Raw genomic sequence first — 22,726 nt, 5'->3', positions numbered from 1 at the left:
CGTTCCATATACCGCCTTGTCCATAATCCAGATCAGGCCGGTTCCTCGTCCAACACCTGGCGCACCTTGCCGGCGAGTTGGTCCATGGTGAAGGGTTTGGCCAGGAAGGCGACGCCGGGATCGAGCATGCCGTTATGGACGATGGCGTTGCGGGTATAGCCGGTGGTGTAGAGGACGCGCAGCTCCGGCCGGTCGGCACGGGCGCGGTCGGCCAGGATGCGGCCGTTGATGCCGGGCATGACGATGTCGGTAAAGAGCAGGTCGACCCGCGGTTCGATCGCCAGCATCGCCAGCGCCTGTTCGCCATCGGCGGCCTGGACGATGGTGTAGCCCAGTTCGCGCAGGGAATCGACGGACATGTGGCGCACCCGGTCCTCATCCTCGACCACCAGGATGATCTCGTCCCCCTGGGCACGGGGCAGGTCGAGGGCGATGGCGGGCGCGACCGGATCGGCGACCGGCACGCCATAATGGCGGGGCAGATAGATTTTGATCGTGCTGCCCTGACCGGGTTCGGAATAGATTTTCACATGGCCGTGCGACTGGCGGACGAAGCCGAACACCTGGCTGAGGCCCAGGCCCGTGCCCTTGCCCACGCCCTTGGTGGTGAAGAAGGGGTCGAACGCGCGCTCCACCACGTCGGGCGTCATGCCGGTGCCGCTGTCGGTCACCGACACCAATACATATTGGCCGGGGACCACCTCCGCATGGGCGGCGGCATAGGCATCGTCGAGATAGGCATTGCCGGTTTCGACCGTCAGTCGGCCACCATCGGGCATGGCGTCGCGGCCATTGACGCACAGGTTCAGGATCGCCGCTTCCAGCTGACCGGGATCGATGCTGGCCCGCCACAGGCCGCCGGCCAGCACGCTTTCCACCCGCACCCGCTCGCCGATCGTCCGGCGCAGCATGTCCGACATGCCGCCCACCAGCTTGTTCACGTCGGTCGATTGCGGCGCCAGTGGCTGCTGGCGCGAGAAGGCGAGCAGCCGCGCGGTCAGCTGCGCTGCGCGCTGCGCCCCCTCGGTTGCATTGTCGAGGCCGTTGCTGATGCGCCGATCGATATCGGCGGGCAGGCGCCGCCGCGCCATGTCGAGCGAGCCGATGACGACCGCGAGCATATTGTTGAAGTCATGGGCGATGCCGCCGGTCAGTTGGCCGATCGATTCCATCTTCTGCAACTGGCGGACCTGCGCCTCCATCGCCGTGCGCTGTTCCGCTTCGCTGACCAGCCGGGCATTGGCCTCGGCGAGCGCCCGTTCGCTCGCGACCGCCTCGATCATGCGGCGGCGGGCGTTGCGCAGGGCCAGCAGGCCCAGGATGATGACCAATGCGGCGCTGACCGACAGGCTGGCGGTGACCCAGAAGGTCAGCCGGTTGGCTTCCATGCTGCGCAGGCGCAGCAGATCGGTCTCGCGCGCCTTCATGGCGGTGATATGGGCATGGATGCCGGCCATCGACATCAGGCCCGGCGCGAAGGCGTTGGGATCGACCGGGCGGTTGCGCCGTCGCAGCTCGATCCCGCCCTCCAGCAGGGTCAGGCGCTGCGCCAGCATCTGGCCCAGCCGATCGGTCGCCTGCACCTGTTCCGGATTGTCGCGCACATCCTCGCGCAATTGCGCGATCTCGCGCGGCCAGTCCGTCTTGAACGCGTCGAACGGCCCCAGAAAGGGATCCTGCCGGGTCAGCATATAGCCGCGCTGGGCGCTTTCGGCGGCCTGCACCCGCGACAGGATGACTGACAGGCGGTTTTCGACACGCAGCGTATGATTGACCCAGCCGATTTCGGCTTGCTGGCTGCGGTAGAGCCAGATGGTGCCGCTCACCGCAACGACGACGGTGGCAAGCGCGAGCAGCAGAACGACGATGGATCGTTCGGGGCGGAGCGCATTCATCTGGTCTTAATGGGCAATTAACAAGGGTGGGGCAACCCGATTGTGTCTGTCGTGCGACGGGCCGTTGCGGTTATGTCCGGGCACTTCGTTGAACCGGTCGGCAGATAGGGGGCGGGATGATGGACAGACGCGATTTTCTGGCGCGGGGCCTCGGCGGGCTGGGTGCCCTGTCGCTGGCGGCGGGGGCCGATGCAGCCAGTCTGTTCGATCCGCTGGCCGGGCTGGAGCCGATCCGCGCGACGCCCGATCGCATCTTCCGCATCACCGTCTGCCTGCGGCCCTTCCGCGCCGCCGGGCCGCGCATCGCGGTGGAAGAGGTGGGGCGCAAGCGGGTTGTCCATCATTATGGCCATGGCGGCAGCGGCTGGTCGCTGTCCTGGGGATCGGCCGAGGTTGCGGTCGGCATGGCGCTGGCCGAGGGGATGACGGATATTGCCGTGATCGGCGCCGGCGCGATCGGCCTCACCACTGCGCTCACGGCGCAGCGTGCCGGGGCGAAGGTGACCATCTATGCCAAGGAGCAATTTCCCGACGTGCGATCGGCGCGGGCGACCGGCACCTGGTCGCCCGATTCACGGATCGCGATGGAGGGCGGCGTGGATGCCGGCTTTGGCGATCGCTGGGAGGCGATGGCGCGGCGATCCTTCGCTTTCTATCAGGGCCTGCTCGGCCTGCCGGGCGATCCGGTGGAATGGACCGACCGTTACATGTTGTCGGACGGTCCGGCTGTGGCGCCCGCCGTCGAGAGGGTGAGGCCCGAACGACCCGATCGCTTCATCCGGCTGGAGGACCGGCTGCATGACATCATGCCGCGATCGGTCGAGCTGGCACCGGGCACCCATCCTTTCCGCACCGAGCGGGCCCGGCGCAGCAGTTCGCTGACCTTCAATGTCGCAGACCTTGCCCATCAGCTGACCACCGATTTCCTGATCGGCGGCGGTCGGATCGTGCCGATGGAATTGCACGAACCCCAGGACGTGACGCGGCTGAAGCAGAAGACCGTCATCAACTGCACCGGCTATGGCGCGCGGGCTTTGTGGCGGGACGAGAGCATCGTGCCGGTGCGCGGCCAGATCGCTTGGCTGATCCCGCAGGCGGGCGCCACCTATGGCGTCTATCATGACAAGCTGGCGATGCTGGCGCGGCGCGACGGCATCGTGGTGCAGGAGGTCGGGGAGGACGACTGGTTCGGCTATGGCGACGCCAACGAAGCCCCCGACCGCGAAGCCGCCGAGGCATCGGTGCGCAAGCTGGCGGCCTTCTGGAAATAGCGCCGCCGTCCAGCCCGCCCGCCTGTTAGGCGAAGACCAGCGACTGGTGCGCGCCGACCCCGGCCTTGACGCCGGACGCGGATGCAAAGGTCGCATTGTGCATGGGGGAGGTGGCGTCGCCGGCGGCATAGACGCCGGGCACCGAAGTCAGGCCCCAGGCGTCGATGCTGATGAAGGGACCGGTCGGGCCATCCTCCAGCGCGCAGCCGAGCTGGACCGCGACATCGCTGCTGAGCCGGGTTCTGGGGGCGGTGAAGACAGCGGCGATTTCGATCGTCCGGCCGTCGGCCAGTTGCACGGCACTCAGCGCGGGCGCATCGCCGATCAGCGCGACGACGGGCACCCGCTCGATCGCGACGCCGCGCGCTTCCAGCCGGGCGCGTTCGGCATCGTCCGGCTCATATTGGCCCTGGGTGAAATAGGTGGATGGTCCCCAATCGGGGATCAGCGCGGCCTGATGCGCGGACATCGGGTGGTTGGCGATGATGCCGAGCGGATGGTCGCGCACTTCATAGCCATGGCAATAGGGGCAGTGCAGCACCGTCTCGCCCCAGCGTTCGGCCATGCCGGGGATCGGCGGCAACTCGTCGCTCACGCCGGTCGCCAATATCAGCCGCCGGGCCAGTCGGGTTTCGCCGCTGGCCAGGGTCAGGGCGAAGCCGTCGCTGGTCTTGATGGCATGGTGCACTTCGCCAGCCAGCATCCGGGCGGTGGGATAGGCGAGCAACTGGCGTTCGGCATCGCGGATGATGGCGCGGGGCGTGCGGCCGTCCTGACCCAGGAAACCATGGGCGGCGTCGGCAAAGCGGTTCCGCGGCAGGCCGGCATCGATCAGCAGCACATCCTGCCGCGCGCGGGCGAGCTGCATCGCCGCCGACTGGCCGGCAAAGCTGCCGCCGATCACGATCACGTCATGCATGGGTCTTCCTTTCAATGGCTGCGTCGAATCACGATACTTGATAAGTTACATAATCCGGCCAACCTGATTTGCAACAATTGATGTTGCGTGATAGGCGGGCGGGAAAGGAGACGCCTGCGATGCAGCTGGATGCGCGCCTGTCGAGAATGCTGCATATCCTGATCCACATGGATCGGCTGGACGGCCCGATGACGTCGGAGCTGGCGGCGCAGATGCTGCGCACCAATCCGGTGGTGGTGCGGCGGACCATGGCGGGCCTGCGCGACGCGGGCTATGTCCGCTCCGAAAAGGGGCATGGCGGTGGCTGGACCCTGGCCCGGCCGCTCGATGCGATCCGCATCCTCGACATTTATCGCGCGGTGGGCGAGCCGCGCATCTTTTCGATCGGGCCGGCCGACCCCAATCCGCAATGCCTGGTCGAACAGGCGGTCAACGCCTCCATGGCGGCAGCGATGCAGGAGGCGGAGGCGATGCTGATCGCCCGGCTGGGGCAGGTGACGCTAGCGCAGATCGCGGCGGATTTCGACCAGCGTTACGCCGCGCTGCTGGCGACCGGGGCGATCGAGCCGCTGACCGGCCATTGAGCCAAGCGGCTTGCCAACCGCCCGTGGCGCGGCCATCAGGCGGGGCATGCAATGGCAATTCTGGATCGACCGCGGCGGCACCTTTACCGACGTGGTGGCACGCGACCCGCAAGGGGTTCTTCACACCGCCAAGCTGCTGTCGAGCGACCCCGAGCGCTATGCCGACGCGGCGGTCGAGGCGATCCGGCGGCTGACCGGCGCGGGCGACGGGCCGATCCCGCCCTGCACGCTGCGGATCGGCACGACCATCGCCACCAATGCGCTGTTGGAGCGCAAGGGCGAGCCGGTGCTGCTGGCGATTACGAAGGGATTCCGCGACGCCATCCGCATCGGTTATCAGGACCGGCCGGACCTGTTCGCGCGGCGGATCGACCTGCCGTCGCCGCTTCATGCCGATGTCGTGGAGATGGACGAGCGGGTGATGCAGGACGGCACCATCCTGACGCCGCTGGACGAGGCGGCTGCGCAGGCGGCGTTGCAGCGCGGCTATGATGCCGGGCTGCGCGCGGTCGCGATCGTGCTGATGCATGGCTATCGCTATCCTGCCCATGAGCAGGCGCTGGCGCGGATCGCGCGGCAGATCGGCTTCACCCAGATATCGGTCAGCCATGAGGTCGCGCCGCTCATCAAGCTGGTCGGGCGGGGCGACACGGTGCTGGCCGACGCCTATCTCTCGCCGGTGCTGCGCGCCTATGTCGACGGGCTGGGCGCGGCGCTGGGCGAGGACGCCGACATGCTGTTCATGCAGTCCAATGGCGGGCTGACGCGCGGCGACCTGTTCCGCGGCAAGGATGCGGTATTGTCCGGCCCGGCCGGCGGCATCGTCGGCCTGGCCCGCACCGCCGAGCAGGCGGGGTTCGGCGAGGTGATCGGTTTCGACATGGGCGGCACGTCGACCGACGTGTCCCATTATGCCGGCAGCTATGAACGCGACAATGAGGCGCGGGTGGCGGGCGTGCGGCTGCGCGCGCCGATGATGCGCATCCACACCATCGCGGCGGGCGGCGGTTCCATCTGTTCGGTGGTCGACGGGCGTTTTCGCGTCGGTCCGGAATCGGCCGGCGCGGTGCCGGGGCCGGCCTGCTACCGGCGCGGCGGACCGCTGACCATCACCGACTGCAATGTCATGCTGGGCAAGGTGCAGCCCGATTTCTTCCCCAGCCTGTTCGGCCCCAGGGGCGACCAGCCGCTCGACCGGGACGCGGTCGAGGCGCGCTTTGCCGACATTTGTGCGCAGGTAGAGGCGCAGACCGGCCGGGTGATGACCGCACAGGACGCGGCGCAGGGCTTCATCGCCGTCGCCGTTGCCAGCATGGCCAATGCGATCAAGCGCATCTCGGTCGCGCGCGGCCATGATGTGGCGCGCTATACGCTGGCGAGTTTCGGCGGGGCGGGCGGGCAGCATGCCTGTCTGGTCGCTGATGCCTTGGGCATGGACCGGGTGATGATCCATCCGCTGGGCGGCGTCCTGTCCGCCTATGGCATGGGCCTGGCCGACCGGCGCGCGGTGCGCGAGCGGACGCTGGCACTGCCGCTGGACGATGCGGGCGCCGACGCGCTGACGGCGGCGATCGCCGAGCTGGCGGAGCAGGCGCGCGCCGACCTGCCCGAGGCAGAGCGGAGCGAGACGGTGCTGCGGCTGCGCTATGATGGCACCGACAGCCTGTTCGACGTGATGCTGGGCGATCGGGCGGCGATGCTGGCCGATTTCGAGGCGCAATATCAGGCCCGCTTCGGCTATGGCGGCACCGGCACCATATTGGTCGACATGGTGCGGGTCGAGGCGATCGCGCCGACCGCCGAGGATATGGGCAAGGTGGCGACCATCGCGACCCAGCCGGCCGCGCCGCTGGCGCAGGTGATGCTGGCGGGCGCGCAGGCACCGGTGTTCGACCGGGCCGGGCTGACGCTGGACAGCATCGTCGATGGCCCGGCACTGATCAGCGACCCGGTGTCGACCACGGTGGTCGAGCCGGGCTGGCGCGCGCGGCTCGATGCGATCGGCAATCTGGTGCTGACCCGTCATGCGCCGCGCCCTGCGCCGGCCGCCGATGACGGCACCGCCGTCGATCCGGTCCGGCTGGAAGTGATGGGCGGCCTGTTCATGGCGATCGCCGAGGAAATGGGCGCCGCGCTCCAGCACAGCGCCTCCTCGGTCAATATTCGCGAGCGGCTCGATTTCTCCTGCGCCCTGTTCGACGCGGCCGGCAATCTGGTCGCCAATGCGCCGCACATGCCGGTTCACCTCGGCAGCATGGGGGAAAGCATCCGCGCGGTCATGCGCCGGCGCGGGATCGGCGCCGATGGCCGGGCGATCGACGGGCGCGGCATGTTGCCGGGCGACGTCTATGCGCTCAACGCGCCCTATGATGGCGGCACCCACCTGCCCGACGTGACGGTGGTGATGCCGGTATTCGTCGACGGGAAAGCGGGTGCGCCGGCCTTCTATGTCGCGGCGCGCGGCCATCATGCCGATATTGGCGGCATCTCGCCCGGTTCCATGCCGCCCGACAGCCGCAGTATCGAGGAAGAGGGCATCGTCCTCGACAATGTGCTGGTGGTGGATCAGGGTCGCTTTCTGGAGGGTGATCTGCGCGCCCTGCTGGGGTCGGGCCGCTGGCCCTCGCGCAATGTCGACCAGAATATCGCCGACCTGTCCGCCCAGATCGCCGCCTGCGCCAAGGGCGCGGCCGAGCTGCAGCGGATCAGCGGCGATTATGGTGCCGATGTCGTGGCCGCCTATATGGGCCATGTGCAGGATCAGGCCGAGGCAGCGGTGCGCCGGCTGATCGATCGCCTGTCCGACGGGCACTATCGCTATGCGATGGATAATGGGGCGGAGGTGGTCGTCCGCGTGACGATCGACCGGGCGGCGCGCGGCGCGACGGTGGATTTCACCGGCACGTCGGACCAGTTGCCGGGCAATTTCAACGCGCCGCTGTCGGTCGCGCGCGCGGCCCTGCTCTATGTCGTGCGGACGCTGGTGGACGAGGCCGTGCCGATGAATGACGGCTGCCTCAAGCCCATGACTCTGGTGGTGCCGGAGGGATCGCTGCTGCGGCCGCTTTATCCCGCGGCAGTGGTCGCCGGCAATGTCGAGACCAGCCAGGTCGTCACCGACGCGCTGTTCGGCGCGCTGGGCGTGATGGCGGGCGCGCAGGGGACGATGAACAATTTCACCTTCGGCAATGCGCGCCACCAATATTATGAGACGATCTCGGGCGGATCGGGCGCCGGGCCGGATTTTGACGGTGCCGATGTGGTGCAGACCCACATGACCAACAGCCGCCTCACCGACCCCGAAATATTGGAAAGCCGTTTCCCGGTGCTGCTGGAGGAATTTTCGATTCGGCCCGGATCGGGCGGCGCGGGCGCCCATCATGGCGGCAATGGCGGGCTGCGTCGCATCCGCTTCCTGGAGGATATGACCGCCGGCATCCTGGCCAACCGGCGCAGCGTGCCGCCCTTTGGCCTCGACGGCGGCGCGCCCGGTGGGCTGGGGCGCAACTGGGTCGAGCGTGGCGATGGCCGGATCGATAGGCTGGGCGCGACCGGATCGGCGCAGATGGCGCCGGGCGACGTCTTCGTGATCGAGACGCCGGGCGGCGGCGGATTCGGCAAGGGCTGATCCGCCACCGTCCGCGGCAAGCGGACAGAGGCGGGGAAGGCAGGGCGCTAGTCCCGCCAGCTCCTGTCGGTGCGGTCGATCAGGCGGACCATCGCCTGGAAATCGGGCACGCCGACGCCGACCGGCAATTGCACGCCGGCAAGATCGCGCTGATGCACGGCGATGACATCGGCCGGGATCTCCACCGGCGTGCCGGCGGCGCAGGCGGCGACCTGAATCTCGCAGGCGCGCTGGAGCATCCATTGCATCAGGAAGGCTTCGGGCAGGCTCTTGGCCATCACCAGCGTGCCATGGTTGCGCAGCATCATGATTCGCCGCTCGCCAAGGTTGGCGATCAGCCTTTCCCCTTCCTCCGGCCGGATCGTGACGCCTTCAAAGTCATGATAGGCGATCCGCCCGGCAAAGGCGGCGGCGTAGAAATTGATCGGCCGCAGCCCTTCCTGCGTGGCGCTGACGGCCATGCCCGCCGTGGTATGGGTGTGGATGATGCAATGGGCGTCGGCCAGGTGGCGGTGGAACACGCTATGCTGGGTGAAGCCGGCTCGATTGACCGGATAGGGGCTGCCGTCCAGCACATGGCCGTCGATATCGATCTTGACCAGGTTGGACGCCGTCACCTCGCTGTAGAGCAGGCCGAACGGGTTGATGAGGAAGGCATTTTCCTCATCGGGCACGCGCAGGGTGATGTGATTGTAGATCAGTTCCGACCAGCCGAAATGGTCGAAGATGCGGTAGCAGGCGGCGAGCTGCTGGCGCGCCTCCCATTCGGCAGGCGACATGTCGGGCTGTCTGGCGGCACTTGCCATGGCCATCCTCCTTTATATTATGGGCGCCACTATCCTCTATATTATGGGCGCCACTATCCTCCGCTCGACGCATTCTGTCGAGGGAAAGGGCGTGAAAGCCCTGCAGGGGTTGAATTTGCGCGACTCTGCTGGTAGGGCGCGCCCCACATGCCTCAGGGTGACCTGTGGCGACTCACGGATTTTTATATTCGGTCGGCCCGTCGGGAGGGTTTCATTCCTGGCGATCCGCCCGTTTTCGATTGGAGATTGACGGACTTATGCAGATCATCGTTCGCGACAACAATGTCGACCAGGCCCTCCGCGCGCTCAAGAAGAAGCTGCAGCGTGAAGGCGTGTATCGCGAAATGAAGCTGCGTCGTCACTACGAGAAGCCCTCGGAAAAGCGTGCGCGCGAAAAGGCGGCTGCTGTCCGCCGCGCCCGCAAGCTGGAGCGCAAGCGCGCCGAGCGCGACGGCGTCCGTTAAGGACTGCCGATATCAGGACGGCCGGTTCGCGGTCGTCCTGACTCTTTGCTGATTTCCCGTTCTTCATTGCGAGGCGTTCGCCCATGTCCACGACGGCTGTCCCCCTTCGTCCTATCGCCAAGGGGTCGCTGACGCGACTCTGGATCGGTGTCGCCGCGATCGCGCTGGCGGCCGGTGGTCTGGCCTGGGCAGGGCAGCAAGGCGTGGAAGCATCGCCTGCCGCCTTCCTGACGCAGAACGCCCATGCCAAGGGCGTGGTGACGACCGAGTCGGGCCTGCAGTACCAGGTGCTGGAGGAAGGCAGCGGGCCGAGCCCGACGACCGCCGACGTTGCGCTGGTGGGCTATAAGGGCACGCTGCTCGACGGCACCGTGTTCGACGAGAATCCGCAGACGCCGATGCCGGTCGACGGCGTGGTGCCGGGCTTCTCCGAAGGCCTGCAGAAGATGAAGAAGGGCGGCAAGTACCGCCTGTGGATCCCGCCGCAGCTTGGCTATGGCGAACAGGCCGCCGGCCCGATCCCGGCCAATTCGGTGCTGGTGTTCGATGTCCAGCTGCACGACTTCAAGTCGCGCGCGGAAATCATGCAGATGCAGCAGCGGATGCAGCAGATGCAGGGTGGCATGCCGCAGGGCGCCGTTCCGCAGGGCGTGCCGGGCAACTGATCCGATCGATCCGAGAGTAGAGAAGGGCCTGGTTTCCAGGCCCTTTTTCTTTTGTGATCAGAGCGCTGTCTGAAAAATGCGCGAAAGGGCGCATTTTTGATGCGGCACCGGCCCACACCCGACCACCGGTGCGGCTGCGCCAGAGGCGCAGTCCGGACAAATGCTCAGAGGCTGGCCTGGTCGCCGGGGGCCGATGGCGGGAAGGCAAGGCCTTCGGCGCTGCCAATCTTTTCCTCGCCGGTGAACAGGCGGTCGAGTCGCGCCTTCACGTCGCGCCGATATTCGACGCAGGACACCGAACGCGGCGCGCCAATGTCGATATCGTCGGCGATCGCCGACTTGATCCGTTCCAGCGCGTCATTGTCGAGGATGCCGGCCCGATGCAGTTCCCGGCAGAGCTGGACCATGCCGGCGGCGGTTGCCTGGGCCCGCATGCCGACATTGGTCAGTTCGAAATGCAGCTTCTTCTGCTGCTCCATTGCCACGGTCATGCCATTCTCTCCTTTCGCTTTAGGATAGAAGCGCAGGAGCAATCGTTACGTTCCGGGACGCATTCGTCAATCGCCGTTTTTATCGTCGCTTTTCAGGGTGGTCTACCCTGCCAGAGCCTTGGACCGTTCCTCCAGATAGACCTTGATCATCGCGACGATCGGATCGGCCAGGAACAGGCCGAGGATACCGAACAGCGCGCCGAGCAGGATCTGCGCCGCCAGCACCAGCGCCGGGGCCAGATCGGTCGCGCGCTTGGCCACCATCGGCACGATCAGATAGCCGTCGATGATCTGCACCGCCATGTAGACGCCAAAGGCATAGAGGCCGGTATGGGTGCCGCCCGAAAAGCCAACGAGGACGATCAGCACGCCCGAGATGATGGCGCCGATATTGGGCAGGAAGGCGAGCAGGCCGGTGAGGATGCCGAGCAGGCCCGCCATCGGCACGCCGCCCGCCCACAGCAGCAGCCATACGCCCACGCCCTCCACCGCCATGCCGATCAGTCGGCCAAACATCAGCCGGCGCAGGGTGAAGGCCATCTTGTCGGCGACCGTGTAGAAATGGGCGCGCTTGTCCATCGGCAGCATCCAGGCGACGCCGCGTTCATAGAGTTTGGGTTCGACCGCGATGAAGATGGCCAGCACCAGCATCATGACGCCGCTGGTGATCGCGCCGACGGCGGTGCCGACGGCGGCGGTGACCCGGCCCATGGAACTCATCGCCTGCTGGGCCAGGCTCTTGAGGTCTTCGGGCGTGGTGGTGATGCCCAGTTGCTGCATCCAGCCGCCGACCCGTTCCACCTGCGCCTCGACGATGGTGCGCATCGCCTGCGCCTGGGCGGCCAGGCTGGAGCCGGTGAGGTAGAAGGTATAGGCGAGGAAGGCGACGACGGCGAGCAGGACGATCGTCAGGCGCCAGCCCCGGCCGATCGGCAGCACGCGGCCGAGCAGGCGGGTGCCGCCATCCATCATGGTGGTGAAGACCAGCGCGCCCAGGATCAGCATGATCGGCTGGGCCAGCAGCACGATCAGGGCGATGCCGATCGCCATCGCGAACCAGACGCCCGCCCGCTTGATCTCATGCTGGACCAGCGGGCTGCGCAATTCGCTGGGGCCGGGTTGCTCGATATGCTGCTGCGCGTCGCTCAAACCCGGAACCCCCATCAATCGCTGTGAACTATTTCGCCTCGGTAACGCTCTGGGGGCGCAGGCTGTTCCCGGCACGGCCACCACGGAAGGCATGCAACCAGCTGAGCGGGTTCCAGCTCGAATCGCCGTCCAGGCTGAAGGTGATGAATTCGGCGCGACCGCCGATCGCTTCCCATGGCACCGGGCCGCCCAGGCCATTTTCCTCCAGCGGCGCGCGGCTGTCGGCGCTGTTGTCGCGATTGTCGCCCATCAGGAAGACATGGTCGGCGGGCACGCGGACCGGGCCATACCAGTCGAGCGCGCTCGGCCCCATGTCGATCGTGACATAGGTCTTGCCGTTGGGCAGCACTTCTTGCCGCACCGGCAGTTCGCACCAGCTCTTGCCCGCCTTGTCGGTCACCAGCGCGCCGGGGAACTGCATCGGCGGGCAGGGGGCGTTGCCGTCGACCGCTATGCGCAGGGGCTTGAGCACCTTCTGCGGCACCGGCACGCCGTTCAGGATCACCTGGCCGCCGCGCACCTCGACAATGTCGCCGGGCAGGCCGATGACCCGCTTGATATAATCCTCGCGCCGGTTCTGGGGCGAGACGATGACGATGTCGCCACGCTCGGGCAGATGGCCCAGGATGCGCCCCTTCAGGAAGGGCAGCGGATGGAAGCTGGGGCTGACATAGGACCAGCCATAGGGGAATTTGCTGACCACCAGCCGGTCGCCCTTCAGCAGCACCGGCATCATCGATTCCGACGGGATGTAGAAGGGCTTGGCGACGAAGCTGTGGAAGGCCAGCACGGCGAGGATGAGCAGGACGATGCTCTTCACCTCATGCCACCAGTTCACCCCGCTGCCGCCGGCCCCGCTGGTGCCTGCCTCCTTGTCGTCGGCTGCCGTTTCGGGCGCGGCGGGGGGCAGGGGGTCGGTTTGGGTCATGTCGACTGCCGTCATGGAAGGGCTATGCTCGGATGGGGAGGGCGGCCCGCTCAAAGCGGCAGCGCCTCGATGATGACGAAGGCCTGGGCCCATGGATGATCGTCCGTGAGCGTCAGGTGAATGACCGGCTTGTAGCCCGCCGGCACCATCGATGCCAGCCGCTGTGCCGCGCCGCCGGTCAGCGCCAGCGTGGGCGCGCCGCTGGGCGCGTTGACGACGCCGATGTCCTTCATGAAGACACCGGCCTTGAACCCGGTGCCGACCGCCTTGGAAAAGGCCTCCTTGGCGGCGAAGCGCTTGGCCAGCGTGCCGGCTTTCGTGAACGGCCGGCGTTCCGCCTTGGCCTGTTCGACATCGGTGAAGACGCGCTGGACGAACCGGTCCCCGAAGCGGTCGAGCGAATTCTGGATCCGCTCGATATTGCAGAGATCGGAGCCGAGGCCGATGATCATGCGGCGGTCATCGCGCCAAATCCATCTGGCGGCGCATTTCGCGGATGCTGGCTTCCAGCCCGCCGAAAATCGCCTCGCCGATCAGGAAATGGCCGATATTGAGTTCGGCGATCTGCGGGATGGCGGCGATCGGCGCGACATTGTCGAAGGTGAGGCCATGGCCGGCATGCGGCTCGATGCCGTTCTTGGCGGCGAGCGCGGCGGCGTCGGCAATGCGGCGCAGCTCGACCGCGCGGGCCTCGCCGGTCAGATGGGCATAGGCGCCGGTATGGAATTCGACCACGGGCGCGCCAAGCTGGATCGCGGCCTCAATCTGGGCGGCGTCGGCCTCGATGAACAGGCTGACGCGGATGCCGGCATCGGTGAGCGCGGCGACGATCGGGCGCAACACCGCGATCTGGCCGGCGGCGTCGAGGCCGCCCTCGGTCGTGCGCTCCTCGCGCTTTTCCGGCACGATGCAGGCGGCATGCGGCTTGTGCTTGAGGGCGATGCCCAGCATTTCCTGCGTCGCCGCCATTTCCAGGTTCAGCGGCACGTCGAGCGCCGCCATCAGCATCGCGATATCCTCGTCGCGGATATGGCGGCGATCCTCGCGCAGATGCGCGGTGATGCCGTTGGCGCCGGCCTTCACCGCCAGCAGCGCGGCCTTGACCGGATCGGGATGTTCGCCGCCCCGCGCGTTGCGGATCGTCGCCACATGGTCGATATTGACCCCCAGGCGCAGCGGACCGGCGGCCATCTTACTGCTTCCGGCTGCCGGGCTTGATCGCCGGCACCGCTTCCAGTTCGGGCGGCAGCTGATCGGCGTCATAGACCGGGAAATTGATGCTCACGAGCGGGTAGAAGGGGACGCCCAGGTCCACTTCGCCGGCCGAACGATCGACCAGCGCCACTTCGGCGACGACGATGCCGCCTTCACGCTCGACCGCCTCGATCGCCTGGCGCGAGGACAGGCCGGTGGTGACGACGTCTTCCACCATCAGCACTTTCTGCCCCGGCGATATGGCAAAGCCGCGGCGCAGTTCGAACACGCCCTCGGGCCGTTCGAGGAACACCGCATCCTTGTCGAGCGCGCGGCCGACTTCATGGCCGATGATCAGGCCGCCCATGGCGGGCGACACGACCAGGTCGATCTCCTGGCGCAGCTCGCGCGGCAGCTGCTGCACGGTGGCGCGGGCCAGCTTGCCGGCGCGTTCGGCATTCATCAGCACGCGGGCGCACTGCAGGTAATTGGCGCTGCGGCGGCCCGACGACAGGATGAAATGTCCTTCGAGCAGCGCACCTGCTGCCCGGAATTCTGCCAATACTTCTTCGTCGGTCATTCCGCCCTGTTCCACTATTCCGTTGCGGGAGGTCGCGCAAAAACGGCGCCCGGCCCGCCCATATCGCACGGGCATGACATGCCCATGATCGCGCACCTGTGCGCGAGGTGCGAGATAGGCGGGAGCGGGAGGCGTTGCAACAGCGAAGAAAATCTGGTCCACACTGACTTGAGGCAGAAAAATTCGTTGCCTATAAGCCGCCACATAGACCGAACGGGCGGGCACGACGCGAAAGTGGACGTTCCCGTTGCAGCGGCAACAAGGGGTTAGGGGTAGATGAGGCTATGAAAAAGGTGAGATCGCTCATTCTGGCCGGCTTGCTGGCAATGGCGCCGGCAACGGTGATGAGCCCGATGGCATTGGCGCAGGAGAATGCCGCCGCTGCCGCCCCCGCTGCTGACAATGCAGCTATATCGACCGAATCACCCGACAATGCGACGGCCCCTGCGGCTGAAGCCGCGCCCGCCGCCAAGGTCGCCGCGCCGCCGCGGATGAAGCCGACCGAAGGCATCGGCATGCCCAAGCCCGGCGAGATCACGCTGCAGGAGCAGTTCACCTCCACCGGCCACACCGCGCGCTGGTTGCACGACAAGATGCTGCTGCCGCTCATCACCATCATCTCGGTCTTCGTGCTGCTGCTGATGCTCTACGTGATGGTGCGCTATCGCCGCTCCGCCAATCCGGTGCCGTCCAAGACCTCCCACAACACTGTCATCGAAGTGGTGTGGACGCTGGTCCCGGTCCTCATCCTGCTGGTGATCGCGATTCCCTCGATCGGCCTGCTGGCCGACCAGTATAAGCCCGCGCCCAAGGATGCGCTGACCGTGAAGGTCACCGGCTATCAATGGTATTGGGGCTATGAATATCCCGACAACGGCATCCCCGAATTCGTGTCGAACATGCTGCCCGAGGACAAGGCGAAGGAAAATGGCGAGCCCTATCTGCTCGCGCCCGACAATCGCCTGGTCCTGCCGGTCGGTCGTCCGGTCAAGCTGATCATCACCGGCGCCGACGTGATCCACAGCTTTGCCGTGCCTTCGCTCTGGGTGAAGATGGACGCCGTGCCCGGACGCCTGAACGAGAAGAGCTTCACCATCGAGAAGCCGGGCGTCTATTATGGCCAATGTTCGGAACTGTGCGGCGCGCGCCACGGCTTCATGCCGATCGCGATCGAGGCACTGCCCCCGGCCCAGTTCGACCAGTGGGTCCAGTCGCAGGGCGGCACGCTGAAGGGCGCAGCGGCGGAGAAGACGGCTGAAGCCGCTGCCGCTACTGCTGAAAAGAAGATCTGAGGGGTAGGAACGTCATGACCACCATCACCGCCGACCATCATGGCGATCATCATGGCGACCATGCCCATGATCATCATGATGCCGACCACAAGCCGGCCTTCTTCCAGCGCTGGTTCATGTCCACCAACCACAAGGACATCGGCACCCTCTATCTGATCTTCGCGATCATGGCCGGCCTGATCGGCGGCGCCATTTCCGGCCTGATGCGCATGGAATTGCGCGAGCCGGGCATCCAGTTCCTGCATATCTGGGCGCAGTGGAGCGACGGTCCCGCCGCGACGCTGGACCAGGCCTATCATCTGTGGAACGTGCTGATCACCGCCCATGGCCTCATCATGGTGTTCTTCATGGTGATGCCCGCGATCATCGGCGGCTTTGGCAACTGGTTCGTGCCGATCATGATCGGCGCGCCGGACATGGCCTTCCCGCGGATGAACAATATCAGCTTCTGGCTGCTCATCCCCGCCTTCCTGCTGCTGCTCGGCTCCACCTTCGTGCCCGGCGGCACCGGTAATGGCGCTGGCACCGGCTGGACCGTCTATGCGCCGCTCTCGACCAGCGGGTCGGCCGGCCCGGCCGTCGACATGGCGATCCTGTCGCTGCACATCGCCGGCGCCAGCTCGATCCTGGGCGCGATCAACTTCATCACCACCATCCTCAACATGCGTGCGCCGGGCATGACCCTGCACAAGATGCCGCTGTTCGTCTGGTCGGTGCTGGTCACCGCCTTCCTGCTGCTGCTGGCGCTGCCGGTCCTGGCCGCGGCGATCACCATGCTGCTGACCGATCGCAATTTCGGCACGACCTTCTATGATGCGGCCGGTGGCGGCGATCCCGAACTCTACCAGCATCTCTTCTGGTTCTTCGGCCATCCCGAAGTCTATATCATGATCCTGCCGGGCTTCGGCATCGTCAGCCAGATCGTCTCGACCTTCAGCCGCAAGCCGGTGTTCGGCTATCTCGGCATGGCCTATGCCATGGTCGCGATCGGCGTGGTCGGCTTCGTCGTCTGGGCGCACCATATGTTCACCACCGGCATGTCGGTGAATGTGAAGATGTATTTCACCGCCGCCACCATGGTCATTGCGGTGCCGACCGGCATCAAGATCTTTTCGTGGATCGCGACCATCTGGGGCGGGTCGATCAGCTTCAAGACGCCGATGGTGTGGGCGCTGGGCTTCATCTTCCTGTTCACCGTGGGCGGCGTGACCGGCGTCGTGCTGGCCAATGGCGGCGTCGACGACGTGCTGCACGACACCTATTATGTGGTCGCGCACTTCCACTATGTGCTCTCGCTGGGCGCGGTCTTTTCGCTGTTCGCGGGCTTCTATTACTGGTTCCCGAAAATGACGGGGCGCATGTATAATGAAGTGCTGGGCCAGCTCCATTTCTGGGTCTTCTTCATCGGCGTGAACCTGCTGTTCTTCCCGATGCACTTCCTGGGCCTGAGCGGCATGCCGCGCCGTTATCCCGACTATCCCGAGGCGTTCGCCTATTGGAACAAGATCGCGACCCACGGCTATGAGATCATGGCGGTCGGCGTGCTGATCTTCCTGGTCAACGTCTTCTGGTCGCTGTTCGCCGGCAGACGCGCTGAGGGCAATCCCTGGGGCGAAGGCGCGACGACGCTGGAATGGACGCTGACCAGCCCGCCGCCCTATCACCAGTTCGAGACCCTGCCGGTCATCGACTGATCGCCATGCGGGTGCCCGGCCTGGACCGGGCACTCCGTCCCCCCTGCGGCGGGGCAGATGGGTAGGACCGTCTGTCCATTTGCCGGAATCGGTCAGGGCCTGTATGGGGCGCCGGCTGATCGAAGAGGAGTTTATGGCCAGTTCGCCGCTTTCGTCCGGGGCTAATGCCCCCGTCCTGCCCGCTCATTGGCGCGATTTCGTCGCGCTGACCAAGCCGCGCGTGATGACGCTTGTGGTGTTCACGGGCCTGTGCGGGTTGCTCGCCGCGCCCGGTCATATCCATCCGGTTCTGGGCTTTACCGCGATATTGTGCATCGCGCTGGGCGCCGGCGCGGCCGCCGCGCTCAACCAGTGGTGGGAAGCCGATATCGACGCCAAGATGAAGCGCACCGCCAGCCGGCCGCTGCCCGCCGGGCGGATGGAGCGGCAGACGGCGTTGCATTTCGGCGTCGGCCTGTCCTTCTTCTCGGTGATCCTGATGGGGATGGCGACCAACTGGCTCGCCGCCGCGGTGCTGACCGTCTCGATCCTCTTCTATGTCTTCATCTATACCATCTGGCTGAAGCCCCGGACGGCGCAGAATATCGTCATCGGCGGCGCGGCCGGCGCCTTCCCGCCGGTGATCGGCTGGGCGGCGGTGACGGGCGACATCACCGCGCTGCCGATTGCGCTGTTCATGCTGATCTTCTTCTGGACGCCGCCCCATTTCTGGGCGCTCGCGCTGTTCGTGAAGACCGATTATGCCGCCGCCGGCATTCCGATGCTGCCGGTCGTGTCGGGCGAGGTCGTCACCCGGCGCCAGATCCTCTTCTACACCTTCATCATGGCGGTTGCGGCGTTGGCCCCGGTCGCGCTGCACCTGACTGGCGCGATCTATGGCACGGCGGCGCTGGTCGGCACCGCGATCTTCGCCGCCATGGCCTTTCAGGTCTATCTGCGCCGCGAAACCGATCCCGCGCGCATGGCGCCGGAAAAGCGACTGTTCAAATATTCGATCCTCTATCTCTTCCTGCTGTTCGGGGCAGTGGTCGTCGACCGCTGGCTGCTGGCATGAGTCCGGAAGATAAGGATCAGGTGCGCGCGCGGCAAAAGTCCCGTGCGCTGGTGACCGGGCTGCTGCTCGGCTTCCTTGCCATCCTCTTCTTCGCCATCACTTTGGCGAAGATCGGCGCGAGCCATAATATCTGATGGCCTCGCTCCCGCCCTCGCCCTTTGACCGCGACCGCCGCAACCGGCGGACGCTGGTGGCGATGGCGGGCATCGGCCTGGCGATGCTTGCCCTCGGTTTCGCCTCGGTCCCGCTCTATCGCATCTTCTGCCAGACGACCGGCTTTGGCGGCACGACCCAGCGCGCGGCGGCCGATGTGAAGCTGACCCCGGTGGCCGGGCGGACCATGTCGATCCGCTTCGATTCCAATGTCCAGCCCGGCATGCCCTGGGAATTTCGGCCCGAACATCGCACCGACACGGTGACCGTGGGGGCCCGCGACATGGCGATTTTCATTGCAAAGAACCTGTCCGACAAGCCGGTGACCGGCACCGCCAGCTTCAACGTCACGCCGACCCAGGCCGGCGCCTATTTCACCAAGATCCAGTGTTTCTGCTTCACCCAGCAGACGCTGCAGCCCGGTGAGGAAGTGCGCATGCCGGTCATCTATTATGTCGATCCCAAGATATTGCAGGATCCCGACAACAAGGACACGCAGCAGATAACGCTCAGCTACACCTTCTATCCTGTTGAGCAGGGGAAGCAGCCAAGCTAAGCTGACGAGAATAACCGAAAAACAGGGAAGAGGTAGAAACCGTCATGGCAGGCGCCAAGAACCACGATTATCATATCCTTCCGCCCAGCATCTGGCCGCTGTTCGGCTCGATGTCGGCGCTGGTGATGGCGATGGGCGCGATCATGTGGATGCATCCCGACGCGATGCCTGCCGGCGGTGGCTGGATCTTCCTGATCGGTGTGGCCGGTGTCCTCTTCACCATGTTCAGCTGGTGGAGCAATGTGATTGCCGAGGCGCATGCCGGCGATCATACCCCAGTGGTCCAGCTGCATCTGCGCTATGGCATGATCCTGTTCATCGCGTCGGAAGTGATGTTCTTCGTCGGCTGGTTCTGGGCCTTTTTCGACTTCTCCCTCTTTCCCAGCGAACTGGCGCCGATCGAGGGCATGTTCCCCTCCAAGGGCATCGAGGTGATGAACGCGTTCGAGCTGCCCTTGCTCAACACGCTGATCCTGCTCTGCTCGGGAACCACCGTGACCTGGGCGCATCACGCGCTGATCCATGGCGATCGCGAAGGGCTGAAGAAGGGCCTGTGGTGCACCGTGATCCTGGGTGCGCTGTTCAGCTGCATCCAGGCCTATGAATATATGCACGCGCCGTTCCCGTTCGGCGGCTCGCCCTATAGCTCGGCCTTCTACATGGCGACCGGCTTCCATGGCTTCCATGTGCTGGTCGGCACCATCTTCCTGGTGGTGAACCTGATCCGCGCCTATAAGGGCGACTTCACCCCGCGCCAGCATTTCGGCTTTGAAGCCGCCGCCTGGTACTGGCATTTCGTCGACGTGGTGTGGCTGTTCCTGTTCGCCGCCATCTATGTCTGGGGCGGCTGGGGCGCGCCGATCCACGGCGGCTGATGGTTCAGGGATGACGGCGAAGGCGACAGGCATGGACCTGCTTGCGGCCTCCGCCCGCGGCCTTTGCCCCCGTTGCAGCGCACCGACCCTGTTCGAAGGGCCGGTGCGTTTTGCGTCGGGCTGCCGCCAGTGCGGGCTGGACTATGGCCAATATAATGTCGGCGACGGGCCGGCGGCTTTCCTGACGCTGATCATCGGCGCGGTCATGGTCGCGCTGGCGCTGACGCTGGAACTGACGGTCCATCCGCCGCTGTGGCTGCACCTGCTGCTGTGGGCGCCGCTGACCGCCGGCGCCGTGGTCGGCAGCCTGCGCGTCGCCAAGGGTGCGCTGCTGACGCTCGAATATCGCAAAAATGCCCGCGAGGGGCGGGTGGTGGAGAAGAAGGACGCATGAGCGGACGGCGCATCCCGATTGTCCCGACCCTGCTGGTCTGTGTCGCGATCGTAGTCATGATCGCGCTCGGCATCTGGCAGTTGCAGCGCCGGGGCGAGAAGGAATCCATGCTGGCGCTGGCCGCCAGCAATGTGTCGCGCCCGGCCGTCGCCTTCCCCAAAATGCCGCCGGTGCCCGACGAACTGCTGTTCCGCCCATCCTCGGTCCATTGCCTGCGCGTCGTCGGCTGGCAGGTGGTGGCCGGGCGCGCCGCCGACGGATCGACCGGCTATCGCCATATCGCCCAATGCGCGACCGGCGCCGAAGGGCCGGGCGCGCTGGTCGCGGTCGGCGTCGGCCAGAAGCCGGATGACAAGCCGGCCTGGACCGGCGGACAGGTCGAAGGCTGGATTTCGCAGGAGCCCGATCATCGCTCGCTCCTGTCGCGCGCCAGCGGCAAGACCATGCCACTGCGGCCGATGCTGGTCGCGCGCGCCGCGCCGCCGGGCCTGAAACCCATGGCGCCGCCCAGCACCGCCGACGTGCCCAACAATCATCTCGCCTATGCGGTGCAATGGTTCATTTTTGCCGCGCTGGCAGCAATAATCTATCTGCTTGTCCTGCGCCGGCGCAATGCGGAGCCACCAAGGCCGTCGTAAACACTTGCCCCGGCGCGCCCGCGTCGCTACCGCGCTTTCCCATTATGCAATATGTCAGCACCAGGGGAAGCGCACCGGCGCTCGGTTTTGAAGATGTCACGCTGGCGGGCCTGGCGTCCGACGGCGGGCTTTATGTGCCGGAGAGCTGGCCGCAATTTTCCGCTGCCGACATTCGCGCGCTCGCCGGCCTTTCCTATGTCGAAACCGCCGTGCGGGTCATGGCGCCGTTCGTCGCCGGATCGCTGAGCGAAGAGGAACTGCGTGACCTCTGCACCGCCGCCTATGGCCGGTTCAGCCATGACGCGGTGACGCCGCTGGTGCAGCTCGACAATCGCCACTGGATGCTGGAGCTGTTCCATGGTCCGACCCTGGCGTTCAAGGATGTTGCGCTCCAGCTGCTCGGCCAGCTGTTCGAGCGCTTCCTGTCGCGCCGCGACGACCATCTGACCATCGTCGGCGCCACATCGGGCGACACCGGTTCGGCCGCGATCGACGCGGTCGCCGGCCGCGAGAAGGTCGACATCTTCATGCTGCATCCCGAGGGGCGCGTGTCCGACGTGCAGCGCCGCCAGATGACCACGGTGCTGGCGCCGAACGTCTACAACATCGCGATCGACGGCAGCTTCGACGATGCGCAGGCGCTGGTGAAGCGCATGTTCAACGACGCGGACTTCAAGGCGCGCTTCAACCTGTCGGCGGTGAACAGCATCAACTGGGCGCGGCTGATGGCGCAGGTCGTCTATTATTTCTACGCCGCCGTGCGGCTGGGCGCGCCCGATCGCCCGATCGCCTTCTCGGTGCCGACCGGCAATTTCGGCGATGTCTTCGCCGGCTATGTCGCGTCGAAAATGGGCCTGCCGGTCGCCAGGCTGGTGGTCGCCACCAACGTCAACGACATCCTGCACCGCGCCCTGTCGGAGGGCGACTATAGCCAGGGCCAGGTCGTGCCGACCGCGACGCCCAGCATGGACATTCAGGTCAGCTCCAATTTCGAGCGGCTGCTGTTCGATGCCGGCGGCCGTGACGGCGTTGCGCTCGCCCAGCAGATGCAGGGTTTCGAGGCGAGCAAGGCGATGCGCCTCACCAATGCCCAGCGCGAAGGTGCGGCCAACCTGTTCACCTCCGCCCGGATCGATGCCGACGGCATGACCATGGCGATGCGCTGGGCGTTCGACGCCGCCGGGCAGGTGATCGACCCGCATAGCGCCATCGGCCTCGCCGCCGCGCGCGAGGCGGACATCGACCCGTCGATCCCGGTGGTGACGCTGGCGACCGCCCATGCCGCCAAGTTCCGCGACGCGGTGGAACGGGCGACCGGCACGCGGCCGCCGCTGCCCGCACGGGTCGGCGACCTGTTCGCGCGCGAGGAAAGCTATGCCAAGCTGCCCGGCACCTTTGAGGCGGTGACCGCCTATGTCGCGGAGCGGGCGACGCCGCGCGGCTGATCGCGGGTTGATCTCCTCTCGACAGGAGCGGTGCAAGAGACGATGAGGCCG

Annotated in this window: 23 protein-coding genes; 14 read left to right on the top strand and 9 right to left on the bottom strand. The window is 66.2% G+C overall.

Annotated features, from left to right (window positions below; translation table 11 throughout):
- Positions 1–32: 32 nt before the first annotated feature.
- On the bottom strand, positions 33–1,895 hold the full coding sequence (locus U0025_RS16890) for a CHASE3 domain-containing protein (protein WP_004208626.1): 1,863 nt from the start codon (positions 1,893–1,895) through the stop codon (positions 33–35).
- A 116-nt stretch (positions 1,896–2,011) separates the two neighbouring features.
- Here U0025_RS16890 and U0025_RS16885 point away from each other — a divergent pair, with 116 nt between their 5' ends.
- Entirely contained in the window at positions 2,012–3,166 is a 1,155-nt protein-coding gene (locus U0025_RS16885) for an FAD-dependent oxidoreductase (RefSeq protein ID WP_004208625.1), read from the top strand.
- 25 nt (positions 3,167–3,191) lie between these two features.
- On the opposite strand, the gene U0025_RS16880 is transcribed toward U0025_RS16885, so the two are convergent.
- On the bottom strand, positions 3,192–4,085 hold the full coding sequence (locus U0025_RS16880; RefSeq protein WP_004208623.1) for an NAD(P)/FAD-dependent oxidoreductase: 894 nt from the start codon (positions 4,083–4,085) through the stop codon (positions 3,192–3,194).
- 119 nt (positions 4,086–4,204) lie between these two features.
- On the opposite strand from U0025_RS16880, the gene U0025_RS16875 reads away from it, so the two are divergent.
- Both U0025_RS16875 and U0025_RS16870 read left to right on the top strand, forming a co-directional pair.
- The gene (locus tag U0025_RS16875; protein WP_004208622.1) at positions 4,205–4,669 is read left to right on the top strand and encodes an Rrf2 family transcriptional regulator; all 465 of its coding nucleotides are present in this window, start codon (positions 4,205–4,207) and stop codon (positions 4,667–4,669) included.
- Positions 4,670–4,715: 46 nt separating this feature from the next.
- Positions 4,716–8,297: a hydantoinase B/oxoprolinase family protein gene (locus tag U0025_RS16870; RefSeq protein WP_004208620.1), complete on the top strand. Its 3,582-nt coding sequence runs from the start codon at positions 4,716–4,718 to the stop codon at positions 8,295–8,297.
- 47 nt (positions 8,298–8,344) lie between these two features.
- On the opposite strand, the gene U0025_RS16865 is transcribed toward U0025_RS16870, so the two are convergent.
- Positions 8,345–9,103: a class II aldolase/adducin family protein gene (locus U0025_RS16865; protein WP_004208619.1), complete on the bottom strand. Its 759-nt coding sequence runs from the start codon at positions 9,101–9,103 to the stop codon at positions 8,345–8,347.
- A gap of 257 nt (positions 9,104–9,360) precedes the next feature.
- On the opposite strand from U0025_RS16865, the gene rpsU reads away from it, so the two are divergent.
- Complete coding sequence (gene rpsU / locus U0025_RS16860) at positions 9,361–9,567, top strand: 30S ribosomal protein S21 (protein ID WP_004208618.1); 207 nt, start codon at positions 9,361–9,363, stop codon at positions 9,565–9,567.
- Between the two features lie 83 nt (positions 9,568–9,650).
- Entirely contained in the window at positions 9,651–10,232 is a 582-nt protein-coding gene (locus tag U0025_RS16855) for an FKBP-type peptidyl-prolyl cis-trans isomerase (RefSeq protein WP_004208617.1), read from the top strand.
- Positions 10,233–10,396: 164 nt separating this feature from the next.
- On the opposite strand, the gene U0025_RS16850 is transcribed toward U0025_RS16855, so the two are convergent.
- The 6 genes from U0025_RS16850 to pyrE all read right to left on the bottom strand — a co-directional run bounded on the left by U0025_RS16850 (position 10,397) and on the right by pyrE (position 14,574).
- A complete protein-coding gene (locus U0025_RS16850) occupies positions 10,397–10,723 on the bottom strand; it encodes a hypothetical protein (RefSeq protein ID WP_004208616.1) in 327 nt (108 codons plus the stop codon).
- Positions 10,724–10,825: 102 nt separating this feature from the next.
- Positions 10,826–11,872, bottom strand: a complete 1,047-nt coding sequence (locus U0025_RS16845; RefSeq protein WP_051156883.1) for an AI-2E family transporter — start codon at positions 11,870–11,872, stop codon at positions 10,826–10,828.
- A gap of 28 nt (positions 11,873–11,900) precedes the next feature.
- Positions 11,901–12,815 carry a signal peptidase I gene (gene lepB / locus U0025_RS16840; protein WP_004208614.1) on the bottom strand — a complete coding sequence of 305 codons (915 nt, stop codon included), beginning with the start codon at positions 12,813–12,815 and terminating at the stop codon, positions 11,901–11,903.
- 35 nt (positions 12,816–12,850) lie between these two features.
- Positions 12,851–13,252 carry a holo-ACP synthase gene (acpS, locus tag U0025_RS16835; RefSeq protein WP_004208613.1) on the bottom strand — a complete coding sequence of 134 codons (402 nt, stop codon included), beginning with the start codon at positions 13,250–13,252 and terminating at the stop codon, positions 12,851–12,853.
- A 7-nt stretch (positions 13,253–13,259) separates the two neighbouring features.
- The gene (locus tag U0025_RS16830) at positions 13,260–13,991 is read right to left on the bottom strand and encodes a pyridoxine 5'-phosphate synthase (protein WP_004208612.1); all 732 of its coding nucleotides are present in this window, start codon (positions 13,989–13,991) and stop codon (positions 13,260–13,262) included.
- A gap of 1 nt (position 13,992) precedes the next feature.
- The gene (pyrE, locus tag U0025_RS16825) at positions 13,993–14,574 is read right to left on the bottom strand and encodes an orotate phosphoribosyltransferase (RefSeq protein ID WP_004208611.1); all 582 of its coding nucleotides are present in this window, start codon (positions 14,572–14,574) and stop codon (positions 13,993–13,995) included.
- A gap of 284 nt (positions 14,575–14,858) precedes the next feature.
- Between pyrE and coxB the strand changes: the two genes are divergently transcribed.
- From coxB to thrC, 9 genes are all read left to right on the top strand, one after another.
- Positions 14,859–15,866 carry a cytochrome c oxidase subunit II gene (coxB, locus tag U0025_RS16820; protein ID WP_004208610.1) on the top strand — a complete coding sequence of 336 codons (1,008 nt, stop codon included), beginning with the start codon at positions 14,859–14,861 and terminating at the stop codon, positions 15,864–15,866.
- Positions 15,867–15,880: 14 nt separating this feature from the next.
- Positions 15,881–17,560, top strand: a complete 1,680-nt coding sequence (gene ctaD / locus U0025_RS16815) for a cytochrome c oxidase subunit I (protein ID WP_004208609.1) — start codon at positions 15,881–15,883, stop codon at positions 17,558–17,560.
- A 133-nt stretch (positions 17,561–17,693) separates the two neighbouring features.
- Entirely contained in the window at positions 17,694–18,614 is a 921-nt protein-coding gene (locus U0025_RS16810) for a heme o synthase (RefSeq protein WP_026108937.1), read from the top strand.
- Positions 18,611–18,748, top strand: a complete 138-nt coding sequence (locus U0025_RS16805) for a hypothetical protein (RefSeq protein ID WP_004208607.1) — start codon at positions 18,611–18,613, stop codon at positions 18,746–18,748. Before U0025_RS16810 ends, U0025_RS16805 begins: the two co-directional genes overlap by 4 nt.
- Positions 18,748–19,323, top strand: coding sequence for a cytochrome c oxidase assembly protein (locus U0025_RS16800; RefSeq protein ID WP_004208606.1), 576 nt, complete (start codon positions 18,748–18,750; stop codon positions 19,321–19,323). Before U0025_RS16805 ends, U0025_RS16800 begins: the two co-directional genes overlap by 1 nt.
- 44 nt (positions 19,324–19,367) lie before the next feature.
- On the top strand, positions 19,368–20,198 hold the full coding sequence (locus U0025_RS16795; protein WP_004208605.1) for a cytochrome c oxidase subunit 3: 831 nt from the start codon (positions 19,368–19,370) through the stop codon (positions 20,196–20,198).
- A gap of 10 nt (positions 20,199–20,208) precedes the next feature.
- Positions 20,209–20,592 carry a DUF983 domain-containing protein gene (locus tag U0025_RS16790; protein ID WP_037490541.1) on the top strand — a complete coding sequence of 128 codons (384 nt, stop codon included), beginning with the start codon at positions 20,209–20,211 and terminating at the stop codon, positions 20,590–20,592.
- A complete protein-coding gene (locus tag U0025_RS16785; RefSeq protein ID WP_004208603.1) occupies positions 20,589–21,230 on the top strand; it encodes an SURF1 family protein in 642 nt (213 codons plus the stop codon). Before U0025_RS16790 ends, U0025_RS16785 begins: the two co-directional genes overlap by 4 nt.
- A gap of 44 nt (positions 21,231–21,274) precedes the next feature.
- The gene (gene thrC, locus U0025_RS16780) at positions 21,275–22,675 is read left to right on the top strand and encodes a threonine synthase (protein ID WP_004208602.1); all 1,401 of its coding nucleotides are present in this window, start codon (positions 21,275–21,277) and stop codon (positions 22,673–22,675) included.
- Positions 22,676–22,726 lie beyond the last annotated feature (51 nt).

Origin of the sequence: Sphingobium yanoikuyae, from assembly GCF_034424525.1 — a bacterium.
GTDB lineage: Bacteria > Pseudomonadota > Alphaproteobacteria > Sphingomonadales > Sphingomonadaceae > Sphingobium > Sphingobium yanoikuyae.
This window is presented reverse-complemented; position numbering and strand designations above follow the sequence as displayed.